The 16,744-nt window shown below is 70.4% G+C and carries 18 protein-coding genes; 11 read left to right on the plus strand and 7 right to left on the minus strand.

What is annotated here, in order from left to right:
* The first annotated feature begins 1 nt into the window (after position 1).
* The 5 genes from ACK3BB_RS18620 to ACK3BB_RS18640 all read left to right on the plus strand — a co-directional run bounded on the left by ACK3BB_RS18620 (position 2) and on the right by ACK3BB_RS18640 (position 5,586).
* Entirely contained in the window at positions 2–949 is a 948-nt protein-coding gene (locus ACK3BB_RS18620; RefSeq protein WP_428926138.1) for a DUF58 domain-containing protein, read from the plus strand.
* A complete protein-coding gene (locus ACK3BB_RS18625) occupies positions 946–1,437 on the plus strand; it encodes a DUF4381 domain-containing protein (RefSeq protein WP_428926139.1) in 492 nt (163 codons plus the stop codon). The genes ACK3BB_RS18620 and ACK3BB_RS18625 overlap by 4 nt, the downstream gene beginning before the upstream one ends.
* Complete coding sequence (locus ACK3BB_RS18630; RefSeq protein WP_428926140.1) at positions 1,434–2,408, plus strand: VWA domain-containing protein; 975 nt, start codon at positions 1,434–1,436, stop codon at positions 2,406–2,408. The genes ACK3BB_RS18625 and ACK3BB_RS18630 overlap by 4 nt, the downstream gene beginning before the upstream one ends.
* Positions 2,405–3,913, plus strand: a complete 1,509-nt coding sequence (locus ACK3BB_RS18635; protein WP_428926141.1) for a VWA domain-containing protein — start codon at positions 2,405–2,407, stop codon at positions 3,911–3,913. The genes ACK3BB_RS18630 and ACK3BB_RS18635 overlap by 4 nt, the downstream gene beginning before the upstream one ends.
* 395 nt (positions 3,914–4,308) lie before the next feature.
* Positions 4,309–5,586 (plus strand): hypothetical protein, encoded by a 1,278-nt coding sequence (locus ACK3BB_RS18640; protein WP_428926142.1) that lies wholly within the window; start codon positions 4,309–4,311, stop codon positions 5,584–5,586.
* 130 nt (positions 5,587–5,716) lie between these two features.
* Here ACK3BB_RS18640 and ACK3BB_RS18645 read toward each other — a convergent pair whose 3' ends face one another.
* The 4 genes from ACK3BB_RS18645 to ACK3BB_RS18660 all read right to left on the minus strand — a co-directional run bounded on the left by ACK3BB_RS18645 (position 5,717) and on the right by ACK3BB_RS18660 (position 10,608).
* Positions 5,717–6,388, minus strand: a complete 672-nt coding sequence (locus ACK3BB_RS18645) for an SOS response-associated peptidase (RefSeq protein ID WP_428926143.1) — start codon at positions 6,386–6,388, stop codon at positions 5,717–5,719.
* 319 nt (positions 6,389–6,707) lie between these two features.
* Positions 6,708–8,114, minus strand: coding sequence for a cytochrome P450 (locus tag ACK3BB_RS18650; RefSeq protein ID WP_428926144.1), 1,407 nt, complete (start codon positions 8,112–8,114; stop codon positions 6,708–6,710).
* 208 nt (positions 8,115–8,322) lie between these two features.
* Positions 8,323–9,885 carry a bifunctional metallophosphatase/5'-nucleotidase gene (locus ACK3BB_RS18655; RefSeq protein WP_428926145.1) on the minus strand — a complete coding sequence of 521 codons (1,563 nt, stop codon included), beginning with the start codon at positions 9,883–9,885 and terminating at the stop codon, positions 8,323–8,325.
* A 153-nt stretch (positions 9,886–10,038) separates the two neighbouring features.
* A complete protein-coding gene (locus ACK3BB_RS18660; protein WP_428926146.1) occupies positions 10,039–10,608 on the minus strand; it encodes a TetR/AcrR family transcriptional regulator in 570 nt (189 codons plus the stop codon).
* A 187-nt stretch (positions 10,609–10,795) separates the two neighbouring features.
* On the opposite strand from ACK3BB_RS18660, the gene ACK3BB_RS18665 reads away from it, so the two are divergent.
* The 4 genes from ACK3BB_RS18665 (at position 10,796) to arsC (ending at position 12,903) form a co-directional block, all read left to right on the plus strand.
* Positions 10,796–11,050 (plus strand): hypothetical protein, encoded by a 255-nt coding sequence (locus ACK3BB_RS18665; RefSeq protein WP_428926147.1) that lies wholly within the window; start codon positions 10,796–10,798, stop codon positions 11,048–11,050.
* A gap of 83 nt (positions 11,051–11,133) precedes the next feature.
* Complete coding sequence (locus ACK3BB_RS18670; protein ID WP_428926148.1) at positions 11,134–11,472, plus strand: DUF952 domain-containing protein; 339 nt, start codon at positions 11,134–11,136, stop codon at positions 11,470–11,472.
* A 25-nt stretch (positions 11,473–11,497) separates the two neighbouring features.
* A complete protein-coding gene (locus ACK3BB_RS18675) occupies positions 11,498–12,556 on the plus strand; it encodes a quinone-dependent dihydroorotate dehydrogenase (protein WP_428926149.1) in 1,059 nt (352 codons plus the stop codon).
* Positions 12,553–12,903 (plus strand): arsenate reductase (glutaredoxin), encoded by a 351-nt coding sequence (arsC, locus tag ACK3BB_RS18680; RefSeq protein WP_428926150.1) that lies wholly within the window; start codon positions 12,553–12,555, stop codon positions 12,901–12,903. The genes ACK3BB_RS18675 and arsC overlap by 4 nt, the downstream gene beginning before the upstream one ends.
* A 306-nt stretch (positions 12,904–13,209) precedes the next feature.
* On the opposite strand, the gene ACK3BB_RS18685 is transcribed toward arsC, so the two are convergent.
* The 3 genes from ACK3BB_RS18685 to ACK3BB_RS18695 are packed head-to-tail and all read right to left on the minus strand — an operon-like array spanning position 13,210 to position 15,501.
* Positions 13,210–14,535 (minus strand): MATE family efflux transporter, encoded by a 1,326-nt coding sequence (locus tag ACK3BB_RS18685; RefSeq protein WP_428926151.1) that lies wholly within the window; start codon positions 14,533–14,535, stop codon positions 13,210–13,212.
* Entirely contained in the window at positions 14,528–15,082 is a 555-nt protein-coding gene (locus ACK3BB_RS18690; protein WP_428926152.1) for a PaaI family thioesterase, read from the minus strand. Before ACK3BB_RS18690 ends, ACK3BB_RS18685 begins: the two co-directional genes overlap by 8 nt.
* Positions 15,082–15,501, minus strand: a complete 420-nt coding sequence (locus tag ACK3BB_RS18695) for a PaaI family thioesterase (protein WP_428926153.1) — start codon at positions 15,499–15,501, stop codon at positions 15,082–15,084. The genes ACK3BB_RS18690 and ACK3BB_RS18695 overlap by 1 nt, the downstream gene beginning before the upstream one ends.
* A 121-nt stretch (positions 15,502–15,622) precedes the next feature.
* Here ACK3BB_RS18695 and ACK3BB_RS18700 point away from each other — a divergent pair, with 121 nt between their 5' ends.
* Both ACK3BB_RS18700 and ACK3BB_RS18705 read left to right on the plus strand, forming a co-directional pair.
* On the plus strand, positions 15,623–15,991 hold the full coding sequence (locus ACK3BB_RS18700) for a MerR family transcriptional regulator (protein WP_428926154.1): 369 nt from the start codon (positions 15,623–15,625) through the stop codon (positions 15,989–15,991).
* 335 nt (positions 15,992–16,326) lie between these two features.
* Positions 16,327–16,731: a MerR family transcriptional regulator gene (locus tag ACK3BB_RS18705; protein ID WP_428926155.1), complete on the plus strand. Its 405-nt coding sequence runs from the start codon at positions 16,327–16,329 to the stop codon at positions 16,729–16,731.
* Positions 16,732–16,744: the final 13 nt, after the last annotated feature.

The raw sequence follows: 16,744 nt of genomic DNA on the forward strand, positions 1-16,744 counted from the left end.
GATGGCCGTGCCGCCCGATATCGCCGAGGATCCGCGCATCCATGTCACCGCCCGGGGCCTGCAACGGCTGGCCGGGGCGGCACGCGACCTGCGGTTCCTGCCGCGCCAGCCGGCCCGGTCGGTGCTCAACGGGCGCCATGGGTCGCGGCTGCGCGGGCGGGGGCTGAATTTCGAGGAACTGCGCGATTACGTCGATGGCGACGACATCCGCACGATCGACTGGAAGGTCACCGCCCGGACCGGCAGCCCCCATGTGCGGGTCTATACCGAAGAGCGCGACCGCCCGGCCCTGCTGCTGGTCGACCAGCGGGTGTCGATGTTCTTCGGCAGCCAAGTCTACATGAAATCGGTGATCGCCGCCGAGGCCGCCGCGCTGGCCGCCCATCGCATCCTGGCCCAGGGTGACCGGGTCGGCGGGCTGGTCTTCACCGACACGACCATAGCCGAACACCGGCCCCAGCGCAGCGCCGCCGCGCTGCACCGGCTGCTGGCCTCGACGGCTCGGGCCAATCGCGGGCTCAGCGCCGATCTGCATGTCGAGACGCCGCTGCCGATCGACCGGGTGCTGCGCGCGGCTCGGCGGATCACGGCGACGGGCGGGCTGATCCTGGTGTTTTCCGATTTCGACGGGCTGACGCCCGACAGCGAGCGCCACATCCGCGCCCTGGCCCGCCACAACGACCTGCTGCTGTTCCAGGTCCATGACCCGCTGATGCGCAACCTGCCCGATCGCGCCCGGCTGCCGATCTCGGATGCCCGCCAGCAGGCCGAGCTGGACATGGGCGCCAATGGCCAGCGCCGGGCGGTCAGCGATTTCCTCGACGGCCGGCTGGCCGCACTGGCCGGCTGGTCGCGGCGCTATGGCGCGCCGCTGCTGCAGCTGTCCACCGACCAGCCCGCCAGCGACCAGCTGCGCCGGCTGATGGGGCTGGCGGAGGCGCGGCGATGACCGAGGAATTCGAAGGGCTGTCGCTGACCGGGCTGATCGACCTGCTGGAGCCGGCCCCGGTGCCCGACCCGGTGTCGATGTGGCCGCAGACCGCGGCCTGGGCCTGGGTCGGGCTGGCCGTGCTGGGGCTGGTCTGGCTGGCCGTTGCGCGCCTGCTGGCGCGGCACCGGGCCAATGCCTATCGCCGGGCGGCGCTGAGGGCGCTGGACGGGGCCGGGCCGGATGCCGCCCGGATCGCGGCGATCCTGCGCCGGGCGGCGCTGGCGGCCTATCCCCGGGCCGAGGTCGCCGGACTGACGGGCAGCGACTGGCTGGCCTTCCTCGACCGCAGCTATGGCGGCACCGGGTTCAGCCAGGGCCCCGGCCAGGTGCTGGCCCGGGCGCCCTATCGCCCCTGCCCGCCCGCGCCCGACCTGCTGCCGCTGGCCCGCGACTGGCTGCGCCGCCACCGCCCCGGGCCGGCGCCCACCGCCGGGGGACGCCCATGAGCCTTGCCCATCCCTGGCTGCTGATCCTTCTGCCCCTGCCCCTGGCCGTGATCTTGCTGGTGCCGCCGCATCGCGAGCGCGTCCAGGCCATCCGCATTCCCTTCTTCCGCGAGATCACCCGCGCCGCCGGGATCGAGGCCCACGATGGCGCCGGCATCCTGGCGCGCAGCCGGGTGCAGCTGGTCGCGGCCGTGCTGATCTGGACCCTGAGCGTCGTGGCCCTGGCCCGGCCCGAACGGCTGGGCGATCCGGTGACCGTCGAGACCGCCGCCCGCGACATCGTTCTGGCGCTCGACATCTCCGGTTCGATGGACGAGCGCGATTTCACCGGGGCCGACGGCCAGCGCCAGCAGCGGCTGGCCGCGGTCAAGGAGGTCATCGCCCGGTTCATCGACGAGCGCGACGGCGACCGGGTGGCGCTGATCGTCTTCGGCACCCGGGCCTTTGTTCAGGCGCCCTTTACCGAGGACCTGGCCAGCCTGGGCGGGTTCCTCGACCAGATCCGCGTGGGCATGGCCGGGCCGAACACCGCGCTGGGGGATGCCATCGGCCTGGCCGTGCGCACCTTTGATGCCTCCGAGATCGACGACCGCCTGCTGATCCTGCTGAGCGACGGGGCCGACACCGGCAGCCGCATGCCCCCGATCAACGCGGCCAGCATCGCCGCCGAACGCGGGGTGACGATCTTTACCGTCGGTGTCGGCGATCCCAAGGGCAGCGGCGAGGGCCGGGTCGACCTGGACACGCTGGCCCGGGTGGCCGAAACCACCGGCGGGCGCAGCTATTATGCCTCGGATCAGGCCGCGCTGGCCGAGATCTATGACGAGATCGACACCCTGACCCCGCGCAAGACCGACTCGCTCAGCTTTCGCCCGCGCGAGGACATGACCCACCTGCCCCTGGCGCTGGCCCTGCTGGTGCTTGTCGGGGCCACCCTGCTGATGCGCCTGCGCGCCGGGCGGCCGGCATGAGCGGCGCGGTCGAGGCCTTTCACTTCCTGCGGCCCTGGTGGCTGCTGGCCCTGCCGGCGGTGGCCCTGCTGTGGTGGTGGCTGCGCCCGCGCCGGGCCGGGGCGGCCGAGGCCCTGGCCGACAGCATCGCCCCCCACCTGGCCGCTGCCCTGCGCACCGGGGCGGGCCGACGCCGGCGCATCCACCCGCTGGACCTGGTCATGGTCACCGGCCTGTTGCTGGGCCTGGCCGCGGCCGGCCCGACCTGGAGCCGCCTGCCCGATCCGCTGGTCGCCGATACCGCGCCGCTGGTCGTGGCGCTGAAGGTGACCGACAGCATGCTGGCCGATGACCTGGCGCCCTCGCGGCTGGACCGGGCGCGGTTCAAGATCCTCGACCTGATCGAGGCCCGGGCCGGGGCGCGCACGGCGTTGGTGGCCTATGCCGGCAGCGCCCACCGGGTGGCCCCGCTGACCGAAGACCCCAACATCCTGCGCCCGCTGCTGGAAGGGCTCAAGCCCCAGGTCATGCCCCAGGCCGGCGACAACCCGGCCGCCGCGGTGGACCTGGCGGCCGAGATCCTGGGCGACGAGGCCGGGGCCGTGCTGCTGGTGCTCGACGATGTCGATCCTTCGGCCGTCCCGGCGCTCGAAGACCCGCCGGTGCCCGTGCTGATCCTGCTGGCCGCGCCCGATGGCACCGGCCTGCCCCAGCTGTCGGGCCTGCCGGTCATCCCGCTGGCCCATGACGGGCGCGACATCACGCGGATCGAACGCCAGCTGCGCGCGGCCCAGGCCGCGGCCCTGCGCGACGACGACCGGCTGCAATGGAACGACCGGGCCTGGTGGCTGGCCTGGCCGGTCGCCCTGCTGACCCTGCTGTGGTTCCGCCGGGGCTGGACGATGCGCTGGCGCATGGCCCTGCTGGCTGGCCTGCTGGCGCCCCTGCTGGGCCCCGGCCAGGCCCGGGCCGACGGGCTGGCCGATTGGTTTTGGACCCCGGACCAGCAGGGCCAGCGGGCCGAGACCTCCCGCGACTTCGCCCGGGCGGCCACGCTTTATGCCGATCCGTACCGCAAGGCTTACGCCATGACCCGGGCCGGCCAGTACGAAGAGGCCATCGACATCCTGGACAAGCTGGACACGCCGGACGCGGCCTTTCTGCAGGGCCTGGCCGAGATCCGCTTCCGGCGCTACCGGCCGGCGGTGCGGTCCTTCGAGACGGCGCTCGAACGGCGCCCGGGCTGGGCCGAGGCCGAGCGCAACCTCGAGGTGGCCAAGGCCATCGTGGAGTATGTCGAGACCACCCAGGAGCAATCGGACACCGGCGAGGACCGGGGCATCGGGGCCGATGACACGGTGTTCGACAACGAGACCCAAAAAGGCGCCGAAACCCAGGTCGAACAGCCCAGCGAGGGCGAGGCGGGCATGCCCACGGCCGAGCAATGGATGCAGTCGATCGACACGGACATGGGCGATTTCCTGAAATCCCGCTTTCGCTTCGACCTGTCGGAGAGCGGATCATGATGCGCCTGCGCCTCTTGTCCGGCCTGTCGCACGTTCGGTCCTGCGGCATGTCCCGGGTCCCGTGCCTGGTGCTTTCTCTCGTCGTGTTCCTCGCCCTGCCCCTCCTGTCTTTCCTCGTTCTCTTCATCGTCCTGTCCGCAACTCTCTCCCCCGTCCTGATCCTTGCCCTGTTGACTGTGCTCCTGCACTTCTCGTCCCTGGTCTTGCCCCGCATCCTGTCACCGGTCCTCTCCACCGTCCCGTCCGGTGTCCTGACCCGCGACTTCCCCTTTCCGTCCCGGCTCCTCGTCTCATTCCCCTCCCGTGTCCTGCCCAGCAGCCTGTCCGCAGCCCTCTCAACCGCTCCGTCCGATATCCTGCCCCACGCCTTCTACCCCTTTCCGTCCCGCTCCCCCTTGCCCTCGCGCATCCTGCTCGCCGTCCTGGCCTGCGCACTGATCATCAGCCCGGCCTCGTCGCGCGCTCAGCAGGCGCCACGGGTCACGGCCGAGCTGTCGGCCGAGGAAACCATCGTCGGCCAGCCGCTGATGCTGCGCGTCAAGGTGCTGGTGCCCAGCTTCATGCCCTCCCCCCCGGTCTTTCCCGATTTCGAAGTGCCCGGCCTGCTGATCCGCCTGCCCGAACGGGCCAGCAGCCCGACCAGCGAGACCATCGGCGGCGAAAGCTGGTCGGGCGTCCAGCGCAGCTATCGGCTCTATCCGCTGGTGCCGGGGCCGGTGACCCTGCCCGGCGGCGATCTGCAGGTGACCTATTCGACCGGCGGGGCCAGCGATGCCGAGACCACGGCCGTGCCGCTGCCGCCGATCACCTTCACGGCCACCCTGCCCGACGGCGCGCGAGACCTGTCGCCGCTGATCCTGGCCAGCGGCTTCACCCTTGAGGAAACCGTCGAGATCCCCGAAGACCTGGCCGTCGGCGGGGCGGTGACGCGGGTGGTCACGGCCAGCATCGCGGGCACCACGCCCATCCTGATCCCGCCGCTGACCGGGGCCGAGACCCCGCCCGGCCTGCGGGCCTATCCCGACGAGCCCCGGGTCAGCGACCGCGAAGAGCGCGGGGTGCTGTCGGGCGAGCGGGTGGAACGGGTGGTCTTTCTGCCCGAGCTGGCCGGGTCGGCCAGCCTGCCGGCCATCGCCTTCGACTGGTACAACATCGAAACGGGCAAGATCGAGCGAGCCGAGCTGCCGGAGCATGCATTCGACGTGGCCCCCGGCCCCGAGCCGGCCCGCCTGCCGCCCGATCCGCGCCAGCTGGCCCTGATCGTGGCGCTGGTGACGGCAGCACTGGCCCTGCTGGAGGCCGTGCGGCGCTTTGGCCTGCCGCTGGCCCGGCGCTGGCTGGCCACGCAGGTGGCGCGCTGGCGGGCCTCTGAACACCATGCCCATCACCAGGTCACGCGGGCGCTGGCCCGGCGCGACCTGACCGCGCTGAACCGGGCGCTGGCGGTGTGGCAACCGCAGCTTGAGGCCATGGCCGACCCGGCGCTGCTGGCCCCGGGCCGGGCCCGCCTGGATGCTGCGCTGGCCCGGATCGGGGCGGCGCGATACGGGCCGAACAGGGGGACGGGCGAGGATGCCGGCTGGACGGCGGCGCGGCAGGCCTGTGCAGCGCTGCGCCGGGTCGCCCGGTCCGGCCGGGCCGGGGTTGCGGCGCTGCCGGCGCTGAACCCCTGAGGCCATCGCAGCGGGGCCGATCCGGGCGACGGCAACCGTTGTCGCGCCGGCACCGAACGTGGCCACGACACCGATCATGGCACGCGCTGTCGCGAACCCGTCGCCATGCCGCCTCCCGCCGCGCAGCGGTCTAGTCGGACTCGTCGAACGGCTCGATCAGCTCCGGCCCGCTGGCCCGGTTGGAATTGACCCGGGGATGGACCCGGTGAAAGCTCAGCAGCTCCTCGTCCCCCGGCCGCATCAGCCGGGCCGCGCCCTTGCCCGCTTCGCCCAGCCACAGCGGCCAATCCTCGGGATCAAGGATCAGGGGCATGCGGTGATGGATGCGCGACATGGCCTCGGAGGCGCCGGTGGTCACGATGGCACAGGTGCTGCGCCGGTCCTCGTCACGGCCCCAATCCTGCCAGACCCCGCCAAAGGCGATCGGCGCGCCATCGGCCCGGCGGATGTACCAGGGCAGGCGGTTGCCCTCGGCGTCCTTGGTCCATTCATAGAAACCCGTGGCCAGGATCAGGCAGCGCCGCGCGCGACAGGCGGCACGAAAGGCCGGTTTCTCGGCCAGGGTCTCGGCCCGGGCATTGATCAGCAGCGGGCCGGCGGTCTCGGAGGCGTACCAATGGGGCAGGAAGCCCCAGCGCATGGGCAGCAGGGAACGCCCGGTCTCGCCCAGGCGCACCACGTGGACCTGCACCGTCGGGCAGACATTGTAATTGGGCACCTCGGGCAGGTCGTTGGCCGGCTGGGCGGCAAAGAGCTGGGCCATGGCATCGGGCGGCAGGGTTACGGCGAAACGTCCACACATGGGCGCAGGTTAGCCGCCCGGCGGCCCGGCCGTCGAGCCTCGGTTGGCACTGGCGGACCCGCGACCGGCCGGAACGGAGCGGGCGCCGGCAGCCGACAGGGACGGACGAAGAGCTTTGGTCTGCGGCCGGCCGAGGCGGAGTGAGGGGACTGGCCTACGCCCGGCAGGGGCGGTGCGAGGGATCAGGAGCGCGGGCGGCCGGGGTGAACGGAGAGCCTTTGGCCCGCGACCGCCAGGGGCGGAGCGAGGGCACTGCTCAGCGACCTGCTGGGACGACGCGAGGAAGCAGGAGCGTGCTCGGCCGGGGCATTGACGGGGATCAGGGACGCGGCCGGATCGTCAGCGGGGTGATGCCCCGGGTGCCCGACAGCCCCCTGAGCCGGGGTGGTGCGCCGGTCATGACCATGTCGGGCCAGGCCGCGGCCACCCCCTTGAGCGCCTCTTCCAGCTCGACCCGGGCCAGCGCCTCGCCCAGGCAGCGATGCGGGCCGGCGCCGAAGGCCGGGGTATGGCGCGGGTGGTCGGTGCGGGAGATGTCGAACCGGTCGGGCTCGGCATAGACGGCCGGGTCGCGCAGGGCGGCGACGAGGTTGGGCGACAGGATCGTGCCCCGGGGAATGCGCGCACCCTCCAGCGCGAAATCGCGGATCGCCACCCGGCCCAGCCCGCCAACCACCGGATCGTATCGCAGCGCCTCCTCGACGGCGGGGCCGGCCCAGGTTTCGGGGTCGGCCTTGAGAAGTGCCCATTGCTCGGGATGTTCCAGCAGCCGGGCCAGGGCCATGGTCAGCTGGGCGCGGGTGGTGTCGGAGCCGCCGAAGATCACGGTGACCAGCTGCACGCGGATCTCGGTCTCGTCCAGCCGATCGGCCGCATCGCGCACGAAGCGCGACAGGAAATCCTGTTGCGGCGCGGCCCGGCGGCGGGCCATCAGGTCGCCGACATAGGCGTTGAGCCGGTCCAGGTCGGCCACTGCCGCGTCGATCACCTCGGGGTTGCGGTTCTGCAGGACGCGGATGGCCGAATAGACCAGGCCGGCGAAATGCGGTGCCTCGTCGGCCGGCACGCCCAGCACGCGGGCAATGACCCGGGCGGGCAGCGGGCCGGCCAGGGCGTCGAGAATGTCGATCTCGCCCTGCGCCCCGGCGCCCGGTCCGGTCCCGGTTCCTTGCCCGCCACCGGTCTCCTGTCCGGCGTCCGTTCCCGGATCGACCCCGGCCCCCTGTCCGGCGTCCACCCCCGGTTCGGCCCCGGGCCCCTGCCCGGCCCCTGCCCATTGCCCGCCCCCCGCTCTCAACCCGATCCCCGCCCCATGCCCGGCCTCGGCCAACAGGTCGTCGACGGCCTGGCGCACCTGCGGCCGCAGCGCACGCATCAGCGGAAAGGCAAAGGTCCGGGCCAGGGCGCCCCGGCGGCGCTTGTGCGGTGCGCCGTTCGAGGTCAGCAGCGAATGGCCGAAGAATTCCCAGGCCGGCGCCGCGCGGATGCCCCGGGCCATCAGCGTCTCGGTCTCGATCTGGCGGGTCACGTCGTCATCGAGAATGGCAAAGAGCGCCGATTGCGGAAAGGCATGCACGATGCCCACGCTGTCGCGGGCGAGCGGGCCCCTGGCCCATTGCGCCCGGACGTGATCGAGATCCGTAACCCCCGGCGCACGCTTCTCGAACCGGGGCAGATCCCGCACCGCCGTCAGCCCGTCGGGCAGCTCTGTCGTTACGTCGGCCATGTGTCACCTCTGTGCTGTGCCCCGGTAGGCATGTCCTGGCCCTTGGTCGGGGCCAGGCGGCGGTGGGTTCAAAAAGAAGGCGGCGCGCCCGGTCCGGGGCGCGCCGCCATGAGCCGTTGCGGCCAGGGTAACATGAAACCGGCAAACCGGCGCCGTGACGTGGCGCCAGTTCCCCCGCCGCGTGTGGACGACGCGGCGGGGCGCGGCCTCACTTGGCCGAGATGCGGCCGTCCTTGTAGGGCGTGTAGGGCGAGTTTTCGGCCAGGAATTCGGCCGTCACGTCGGCCAGGTCGGGGCCGAAATCATAGGCATTGGCCGCGTCCTTGAACATGGCATAGCCGTCGCCACCGTTGCGCACGTAATTGTTGGACACCACGCCATAGGTCTTTTCCATGTCCAGCGGCTCGCCGCCCACGGTGACCTCGACGATGCGGTTGCCCGGCTCGGCGGCGGCATCGAAGACATAGGTCATGCCCGCGACCTGCGGGAAGCGCCCGGCGCCTTCCTCGATCTGGCCGACCCCGTTTTCCAGTGCTTCCTTCAGCACGGCGCCGGTGACCTGGAAGGTCGACAGCGTGTTCTGGAACGGCAGCACGGTCAGCACCTCGCCCATGGTCACCGGGCCGGCGTCGATCGACGCACGGATGCCGCCGCCGTTCTCGATGGCCACGTCGATGCCCTGGTCGGCCACACGGGCCAGCATGGCATCGGTGATCAGGTTGCCCATGGCGCATTCCATCGCCCGGCATTCCTCGCGCACGCCGACGATCTCGGTGGCGGCCTCGGCAACGACTTCGGACCGCACCTCTTCCAGCGGCTTGGCCAGCTCGGCGATGCGCGACACGGTCGCCGCATCCTCGGTCACGGCCGCATCCATGATCAGCGGCTCGCCGGTGGCGCTGGTGATCACGCCGTCATCGTCGAAGACCACGTTCAGCTCGCCCAGGAACTTGCCATAGGCATAGGCCGAGACGATCGCCGTGTCGCCGACCATCGTCGGATAGGGGCCTTCGGCCCGGTCCGAGGTGTTGGACAGGAAGGTGTTGGAATGGCCGCCGACGATGACATCGACGCCCGTGGTTTCCGCCGCGACCTTCTGGTCGACGCCATAGCCCGAATGGCTGAGCACGATGATCTTGTTGATGCCCTCGGCGGTCAGCTTGTCGACCTCGCCCTGCACGGCGGCAACCGGGTCGGTGAAGGTGATGTTGGGCCCGGGGCTGGCCAGCTCGTCGGTGTTCTGGGGCGTCAGGCCGATCAGGCCGATCTTCTCGCCGTCCTTCTCGATGACCGTCGATTTCATCAGCGTGTCGGCCAGCAACTCTTCGCCCGACACGTCGGCATTCGACATCAGCACGGGGAAGTCCACGGAATCCATGAAGCCGCGCAGGACCTCGGGGCCGTCGTCGAATTCGTGGTTGCCCACGGTCATCGCGTCATAACCCATCTTGTTCATCATCTCGGCCGCCGCCGCACCCTTGTAATAGGTGTAGAACAGCGTGCCCTGGAACTGGTCGCCGCCATCGACCAGGATCGAGTTGTCCGACCGCGCGCGGGCCTCTTCGACGGCCGTGACCAGCCGGGCCGAGCCGCCAAAGCATTCGCCGGCGGTGTTGTCCTCGGCCGAGCAGCCGCTGTCGTATTTGCTGATCGGTTCGAAACGGGCGTGGAAATCGTTGGTGTGAAGAATGGTCAAAGCGTAATCGGCAAATGCCGGCAATGCGCCGATGGAAAGGAAGGCGCTGGCCAGGGCCGCGTAAGACGTGCGCATGAGAAACCTCCGTATGCAGACACTCGGTGTTACATCAGCCGCTTTTGATCACGATTTCAAACACGATTTGTGACAGGCGCCCGGGTTCGGCCCGGGTTCCGCAGGGGCCGGCGCGCCGCTGTGCCGCTTTGCGCGCCATCGCCCGGCGGCCGTCTAGCGCGCCCAGCCGCGCACCAGGGTCCGGGCCATCCCCGCCGTATCGCCATCCATCCGGCCGACCAGCAGGTGCAGCCAAGCCATGCCCATCACCGCCCGGGCCATGTCGCGCCGGGGCACGGCATCGCTCAGCTCGCCCCGCGCCGCGGCCCGGTCAAAGATCTCGGCCAGGGTGTCCAGCCGCGATTCGCGGTAGCTGTCGAGCGCCGCGCGCATGTCGTCATCGCCCTGGGCCGCGGCGATGATGTGGCGGAATAGCCGGCCCTCGGGCCGCGACCAGTGATCGAACAGCAGGGCCAGAAGCGCGCCGACATCGCCTTCCAGGCTGCCGGTGTCGGGATAGCCGGCGAATTGCTTTTGCTGCTGGTAGGTCGCCATCAGCAGCGCCCCGCGCGTCGGCCACCAGCGATAGAGCGTGGCCTTGCCGGCCCGGGCCCGCCGGGCCACGGCCTCCATCGACAGCCCGTCAAAGCCCTTTTCGTCCAGGATTTCGGCAGCGGCCTTGAGAATGGCCGCTTCCGTCTCGGGATTGCGCCGGGGGCCTATGGATCTGCGCGGCTCCTTCATGTCACTCCTGCCCGGCCTCCCTGCCCGCATGATGCCCGATCGCGGGTTGTCGCCCCGCCGGCATGTCTTCCGCCCCGGGGCCCTGCATTGGTCCGGCCCCGCGTCCTGCCCCGTCATACCGCCCCTTTACGCCGGGGCCAAGCCAAGATAAGAACGGAACGTATCGTTCACATAGGAACCCCTGCACATGTCCTCCCCTGCAGCCGCTTCCCCCGATGTGCCGCCCGCACCGGCCCGCCCGGCCCCCCGCCGCCACCGCCTGGCGGTTTTTGTCTTTCTCGGGGTCTACCCGCTGGTCACGGCGATGATCTACCTGGTCGGAGCGATGACCCCGGGCTGGCAGATCTGGCACCGCACGCTGGTCATGGTGCCGATCATCGTCACGGCCATGATCTGGTTCATCATTCCGCTGATCCACCGCCGTCTCGGCCACCTGCTTTGACACCGGCCCAGGCCATCGGCCTCCGGGCCCGTCGCCCTGCCGGGGATTGACCGGCCGGGCGTTTCGCTGCATTCGCTGGATCCATGCTGATCTACAAGATTTTCCGCCGCGCCGAATGGGACGACCTGGACGCGCAGGGCGAGACCGCCGGGGCGCCGGTCGACCTGGCCGACGGCTTCATCCATTTCTCGACCGCCGAACAGGCCCGGGAAACCGCCGCCAAGCACTTTGCCGGGCAGGACGATCTGGTCCTGGCCGCCGTCGATACCGCCCCCCTGGGCGAGGACCTGAAATGGGAGCCCTCGCGCGGCGGCGCGCTGTTTCCCCATCTCTACCGCGCCCTGCGCCGGGACGAGATCGCCTGGACCGCCCCCCTGCCCCTGGACGGCGCGGACCATGCCTTCCCGGACCGCATGACATGACCACCATCCGCCCCGGAGATTGCCGATGAAGGCCCTGGAGACCCTGGGCCTTGCCGCCCTGCGCCGGATCGATCCCGAACGTGCCCACGGGCTGGCCCTGCGTGCGCTGGCCTCGGGGCTGGTCACACCCGACGCCCCGGTGCGCTCGCCCCGCCTGGCCACCCGGCTGGCCGGGCTCGACCTGCCCAACCCGCTGGGCCTGGCCGCCGGGTTCGACAAGCACGCCGAGGCCGTCGGCCCGCTGTCAGCCTCGGGCTTCGGCTTTGTCGAGCTGGGCGGGGTCACCCCCCGGCCGCAGCCGGGCAACCCCCGGCCCCGGCTGTTCCGGCTGACCGAAGACCGCGCGGTGATCAACCGCTTCGGCCTGAATTCCGACGGCGCCGAGGCCGTTGCCGCCCGCCTGGCCGCCCGGCCGGCAGGAGGCATCGTCGGCCTGAACCTGGGCGCCAACAAGGACAGCGCCGACCGGGCCGCCGATTACCGCACCCTGATCGAGATCTGCGGGCCGCACCTGGATTTCGCCACGGTCAATGTCTCGTCGCCCAACACCGAAAAGCTGCGCGACCTGCAGGGCAAGAACGCCCTGACCGCCCTTCTGCAGGGCGTGATGGACACCCGTGCCACGCTGGACCGCCACCTGCCCGTGTTCCTCAAGATCGCGCCCGACCTGACCCGCCCCGAGCTGGACGACATCGCCGACGCGGCGCGCGACACCGGGGTCGACGCCATCATCGCCACCAACACCACGGTCTCGCGCGAGGGGCTGACCAGCCCGCACCGGGTGGAAACCGGCGGCTTGTCCGGCGCGCCGCTCTTCGAGCCCTCGACCCGCGTGCTGGCCTACCTGTCGCATGTCACCCAGGGCGCCATCCCGCTGATCGGCGTAGGCGGCATCGCCTCGGCCGAAGAGGCCTATGCCAAGATCCGTGCCGGCGCCTCGGCGCTGCAGCTCTACTCGGCGCTGGTCTACAAGGGGCTGGGCCTGGTCACCGAGATCAACCGCGGGCTCGATGCCCTGCTGGCCCGCGACGGCCATGACAGCCTGGCCGCGGCCGTGGGCACCCGCCGCGAGGACTGGCTGTGAGCACCCCGGTGACGATCTGGCACAACCCGCGCTGTTCCAAGTCGCGCGAGACCCTGGCCCTGCTCCAGGACAAGGGCTGCGAGATCACCGAGCGGCGGTATCTCGATGCCCCGCCCGATGCGGATGAACTGCGTGACGCCCTGGCCCTGCTGGGCCTGCCCGCGCTCGGGCTGGTCCGCCAGCGCGAGGCCGCCTTTGCCGAGCTGGGCCTGTCCCGCGACAGCAGCGACGACGACCTGATTGCCGCCATGGCCGCCAATCCCCGGCTGATCGAACGGCCGGTCGTCTTCGCCAATGGCCGCGCCGCCCTGGGCCGCCCGCCTTCGGCCGTCCTGGCCATCCTCTGACCCGGCCGCCGCCCCCGCCCGATGCCGGGCCGGGGCGCGCCTTGCTGCTTCTTTCTCTTTCCAAATATCCGGCCGCCGGACCGCCACATGGCGCCCCCTCGGAATGGGGCGCAGCAGACGGACATCGGGTCAGGCCACACTGCCCGACCTACGCATGGCGCGGCCAGGACAGCCACGCGACCAGGCCACATCGCGCGCCTTCGGCATGGCGCGGCCAGAACAGCCACCCCACCAGGCCAGGCGACATCCCTTCCGCATTGTGCGCCCCGGATAACCGCTCGCCGCACTCCGGTCTCACCGCATGGCTCAGGCCACCCCTGCCTCCAGCCGCGGATATCGCCGGGCCAGAGTCACGCCCCGGGCCAGGTTCAGCACCATCAGCGCCAGCCACAGCCCGTGATTGCCCATCAGTGGCAACAGGATGGCCAGCGCCATCACGTAGATCGCCACCGCCTCGATCATCGCCCCGCGCATCTGCCGGGTCCAGGTCGCGCCGATGAAGATGCCGTCATACATCCAGGACGCCACGCCGATCACCGGCGCCAGCACCAGCCAGGGCAGATAGGCCCGCGCCTCGCCCCGGACCGCTTCGGCCGTGGTCATCAGGTCGATGATCATCCCCCCGAAGACCCAATAGACCAGCCCCAGCGCCAGCGCCCCGGCCACGCCCCATTGCGACGCGATGATCGCCGAGCGGCGCAGCCGCGCGCGGTCGCGGGCGCCCACCGCCCCGCCGACCAGCGCCTCGGCCGCAAAGGCAAATCCGTCCAGCGCAAAGGCCGTGATCTCCAGGAACTGGATCAGCACCTGGTTGGCCGCCAGCGTCACGTCGCCCAGGTCGGCGGCCAGGAACAGGAAGGTCATGAACGACCCGGTCAGCAGGATCGACCGGATCATGATGTCGACATTCACCGCCATCATCCGCCGCAGCCGCGCCGGGTCGAAAACCCGCGCCCAGTCGCGCCATTGCGCCCCTGAAAACGCCCCGCGGCACAGCCACAGCCCCAGCGCCAGCCCGCTCCACTCGGCGATCAGCGTGGCGCTGGCCACCCCGCCGACACCCCAGCCCAGGCCCAGCACGAACCACAGGTCCAGCCCGATGTTCAGCCCGTTCATCCACAGCTGCAGCATCAGCACGCCCCGCGTGCGCTCCATGCCGATCAGCCAGCCGGTCACGGCATAGATGCCGATCGCCGCCGGTGCCCCCCAGATGCGGATCGACAGGTATTGCCGGGCCAGCGCCTCGACCTCGGCCGAGGCCGGCGACAGCCGGAAGGCCCCCCAGAACACCGCCGCCTGGGCCAGCACCAGCACGACCCCGCCAATCGCCCCGACCAGCAGGCCCCGGGTCAGCAGCGCCCCGGTCTCGGCCACGTCGCCGGCGCCCTTGGCCTGGGCCACCAGCCCGGTCGTGCCCATGCGCAGGAACCCGAAGATCCAGTAGACCGCCGACAGGATCACCGCCCCGATGCCCACCGCCCCGATCGGTGCCGCCGCGCCCATCTGGCCGACAACGCCGGTGTCGACCGCGCCGAGGATCGGCACGGTGGCGTTGGACAGCACGATGGGCACCGCGATCTGCAGCACCCGCCGATGGGTGATCGCCCCGCCCGGGGCCGTGGCCTCACTCACCGGGGGCGGCCGTCTTGGAACTGTCGCCGTCGCCCGCCCCGCCCGCCGGGCCGGGCATCAGGAAATGGCCCGTGGCCTGGGCAAAGAGCCTATCGCGGTTGTCCTGCCAGGCCAGCACGTTGACCGAGGCATAACGCCGGCCGCGCCGCACGATCTGGGCCCGGGCATAGGCATCGCGCGGCAGGCCCGAGCGCAGGTAATCGACCGTCAGGTCGATGGTCTTGGGCAGGCGCGGCAGGTCCCCGGCGGCGATCCGGTCATGATCCAGCACGCCGCTTTCCAAATCGTCCCAGAGCGCGGCCCAGCCCAGCGACAGGATCGCCGTGACCTCGAGAAAGGCCGCCGTCACCCCGCCATGGATCGCCGGCAGGAAGGGATTGCCGATCAGGTCCTCGGAATAATGCAGCACGCCGGTCAGCTCGTCGCCGCGCCGGTCGAAGGAAATGTCGAGGAACCGCACGTAGGGCACGCCATCGACCAGCGCCTTCAGCGCGGCATCGCGGCGCTGCTTGACGACCTGCACGGGTTCGGGACGCGGACGGGCCATCAGCTGCGCTCCGCCGTGAAGGACCCGGCCGCCGAGGCCACCGGCACATTGCTGCGTTCGTCCACCGCCGTCGCCCGCACGAAGGCCACCGACCGGGCCACGTGGTAACATTCGGCCGTGGCCACCAGGGTCTGGCCCGGCGTGGCCGCGCGCATGTAGTCGATGCGCAGGTCGATCGTCGCGGTCTGGCCGGGCTGCGAAGGATGGCTCATGACCGCCGCGCCGCAACAGGTGTCCAGCATGGCCGACACCGCGCCGCCATGGATCACCCCGGTCTTGGGATCGCCGATCAGCTTTTCGTCGTAGGGCATCGAGATCACGGCCCGTCCGGCCCCGATCTCGACCAGTTCCAGCCCCAGCGCGCGGGCGTGGGGAATGGCCTCGATGAACTGGCGGGCTATTGTCGCGATCTCGACCATGGGCGGGCTCCTGCTGTCTGTTACCGACTTTGTGGCCCGCCCCTGCAACCAAGGGCAAGCCCGAGTGTTGCGTCACACGTCAGGACCGCATAGGTTTCGGGCAAACGGGAGAGGGTCTGGAATGGCCGAAAAACGCTTGTCCTTCAAGGAAATGTGCGCCGCTTTCGACGTCACGCCCAGGACGCTGCGCTATTATGAGTATATCGAACTGCTGCAGCCGGACCGCGAAGGCCGGTCGCGGTTCTACGGCGCGCGCGAACTGGCACGGATGAAGCTGATCATGCGCGGCCGCCGCTGGGGCTTTCAGCTGGAGGAAATCCGCCAGTGGCTGACGATCTACGAGCGCGACGGCACCCAGGTGCAGATGCGCGCCTTTGTCGAATCGGCTGACCGCCAGCTGCAATCGCTGGCCGAACAGCGCGCCCAGCTGGACGAAGCCATCGACGAACTGCAGCGCCTGCGCGACGAAACCAACGCCTCGCTCGACTGAATTTCGCAATTTCCGGAAAAAACCACCGGGCGACGTCACGTCACCCGGCCAGACCGGACATGTTCGCGCTCGCCTTCCGCGACGAAATCTGTAGAACCCGCGCCCTGACGTGGGGTCACGGCCTGCAAACCTCCGGTAATCCATACCTTACCGCAGGGCAGGTTCTCCTTATGTCACTGCGACCACGTCGACCCTGTTTTGGTTGACGTGATGTTATCCCACGTCAACTTTGTAGCTGACGTGACGTCCCGCTTACGTAAACTTGGGACGCATGTTGTAACCACTCCAACCAGCGCGGTCGGGGCCGATGCCTGCGTCCGCCAAGGACAAGAAAAATGACCAACGACACGATGACGATTCGGGAAATGTGCGATGCGTTCGAGGTGACCCCCCGGACCCTGCGGTTCTATGAATCCAAGGAATTGCTGTTTCCCCTGCGCCTCGGGCAGAAGCGTCTCTTCACCCGGCGTGACCGCGCCCGGCTCAAGCTGATCCTGCGTGGCAAGCGCTTCGGGTTCAGCCTGGAAGAGATCCGCCAGCTGCTCGACCTGTACCATGTCGGCGACCAGCAGCAGACCCAGCTGGTGCGGACCTACGAAGTCGCCTGCGACCGGCTGCGCGCGCTGGAAACCGAACGCGCCGAGCTGGATCGCAACATCGACGACCTGAAGGAACAGCTCAAGTGGGGCGAGAAGATGATCGCCTCGATCCAGTCGCCGACCAGAACGGCGGCGGAGTGACCCAAGCCAATCA

It is taken from the genome of Marinibacterium sp. SX1, assembly GCF_050389775.1.
GTDB lineage: Bacteria > Pseudomonadota > Alphaproteobacteria > Rhodobacterales > Rhodobacteraceae > Marinibacterium.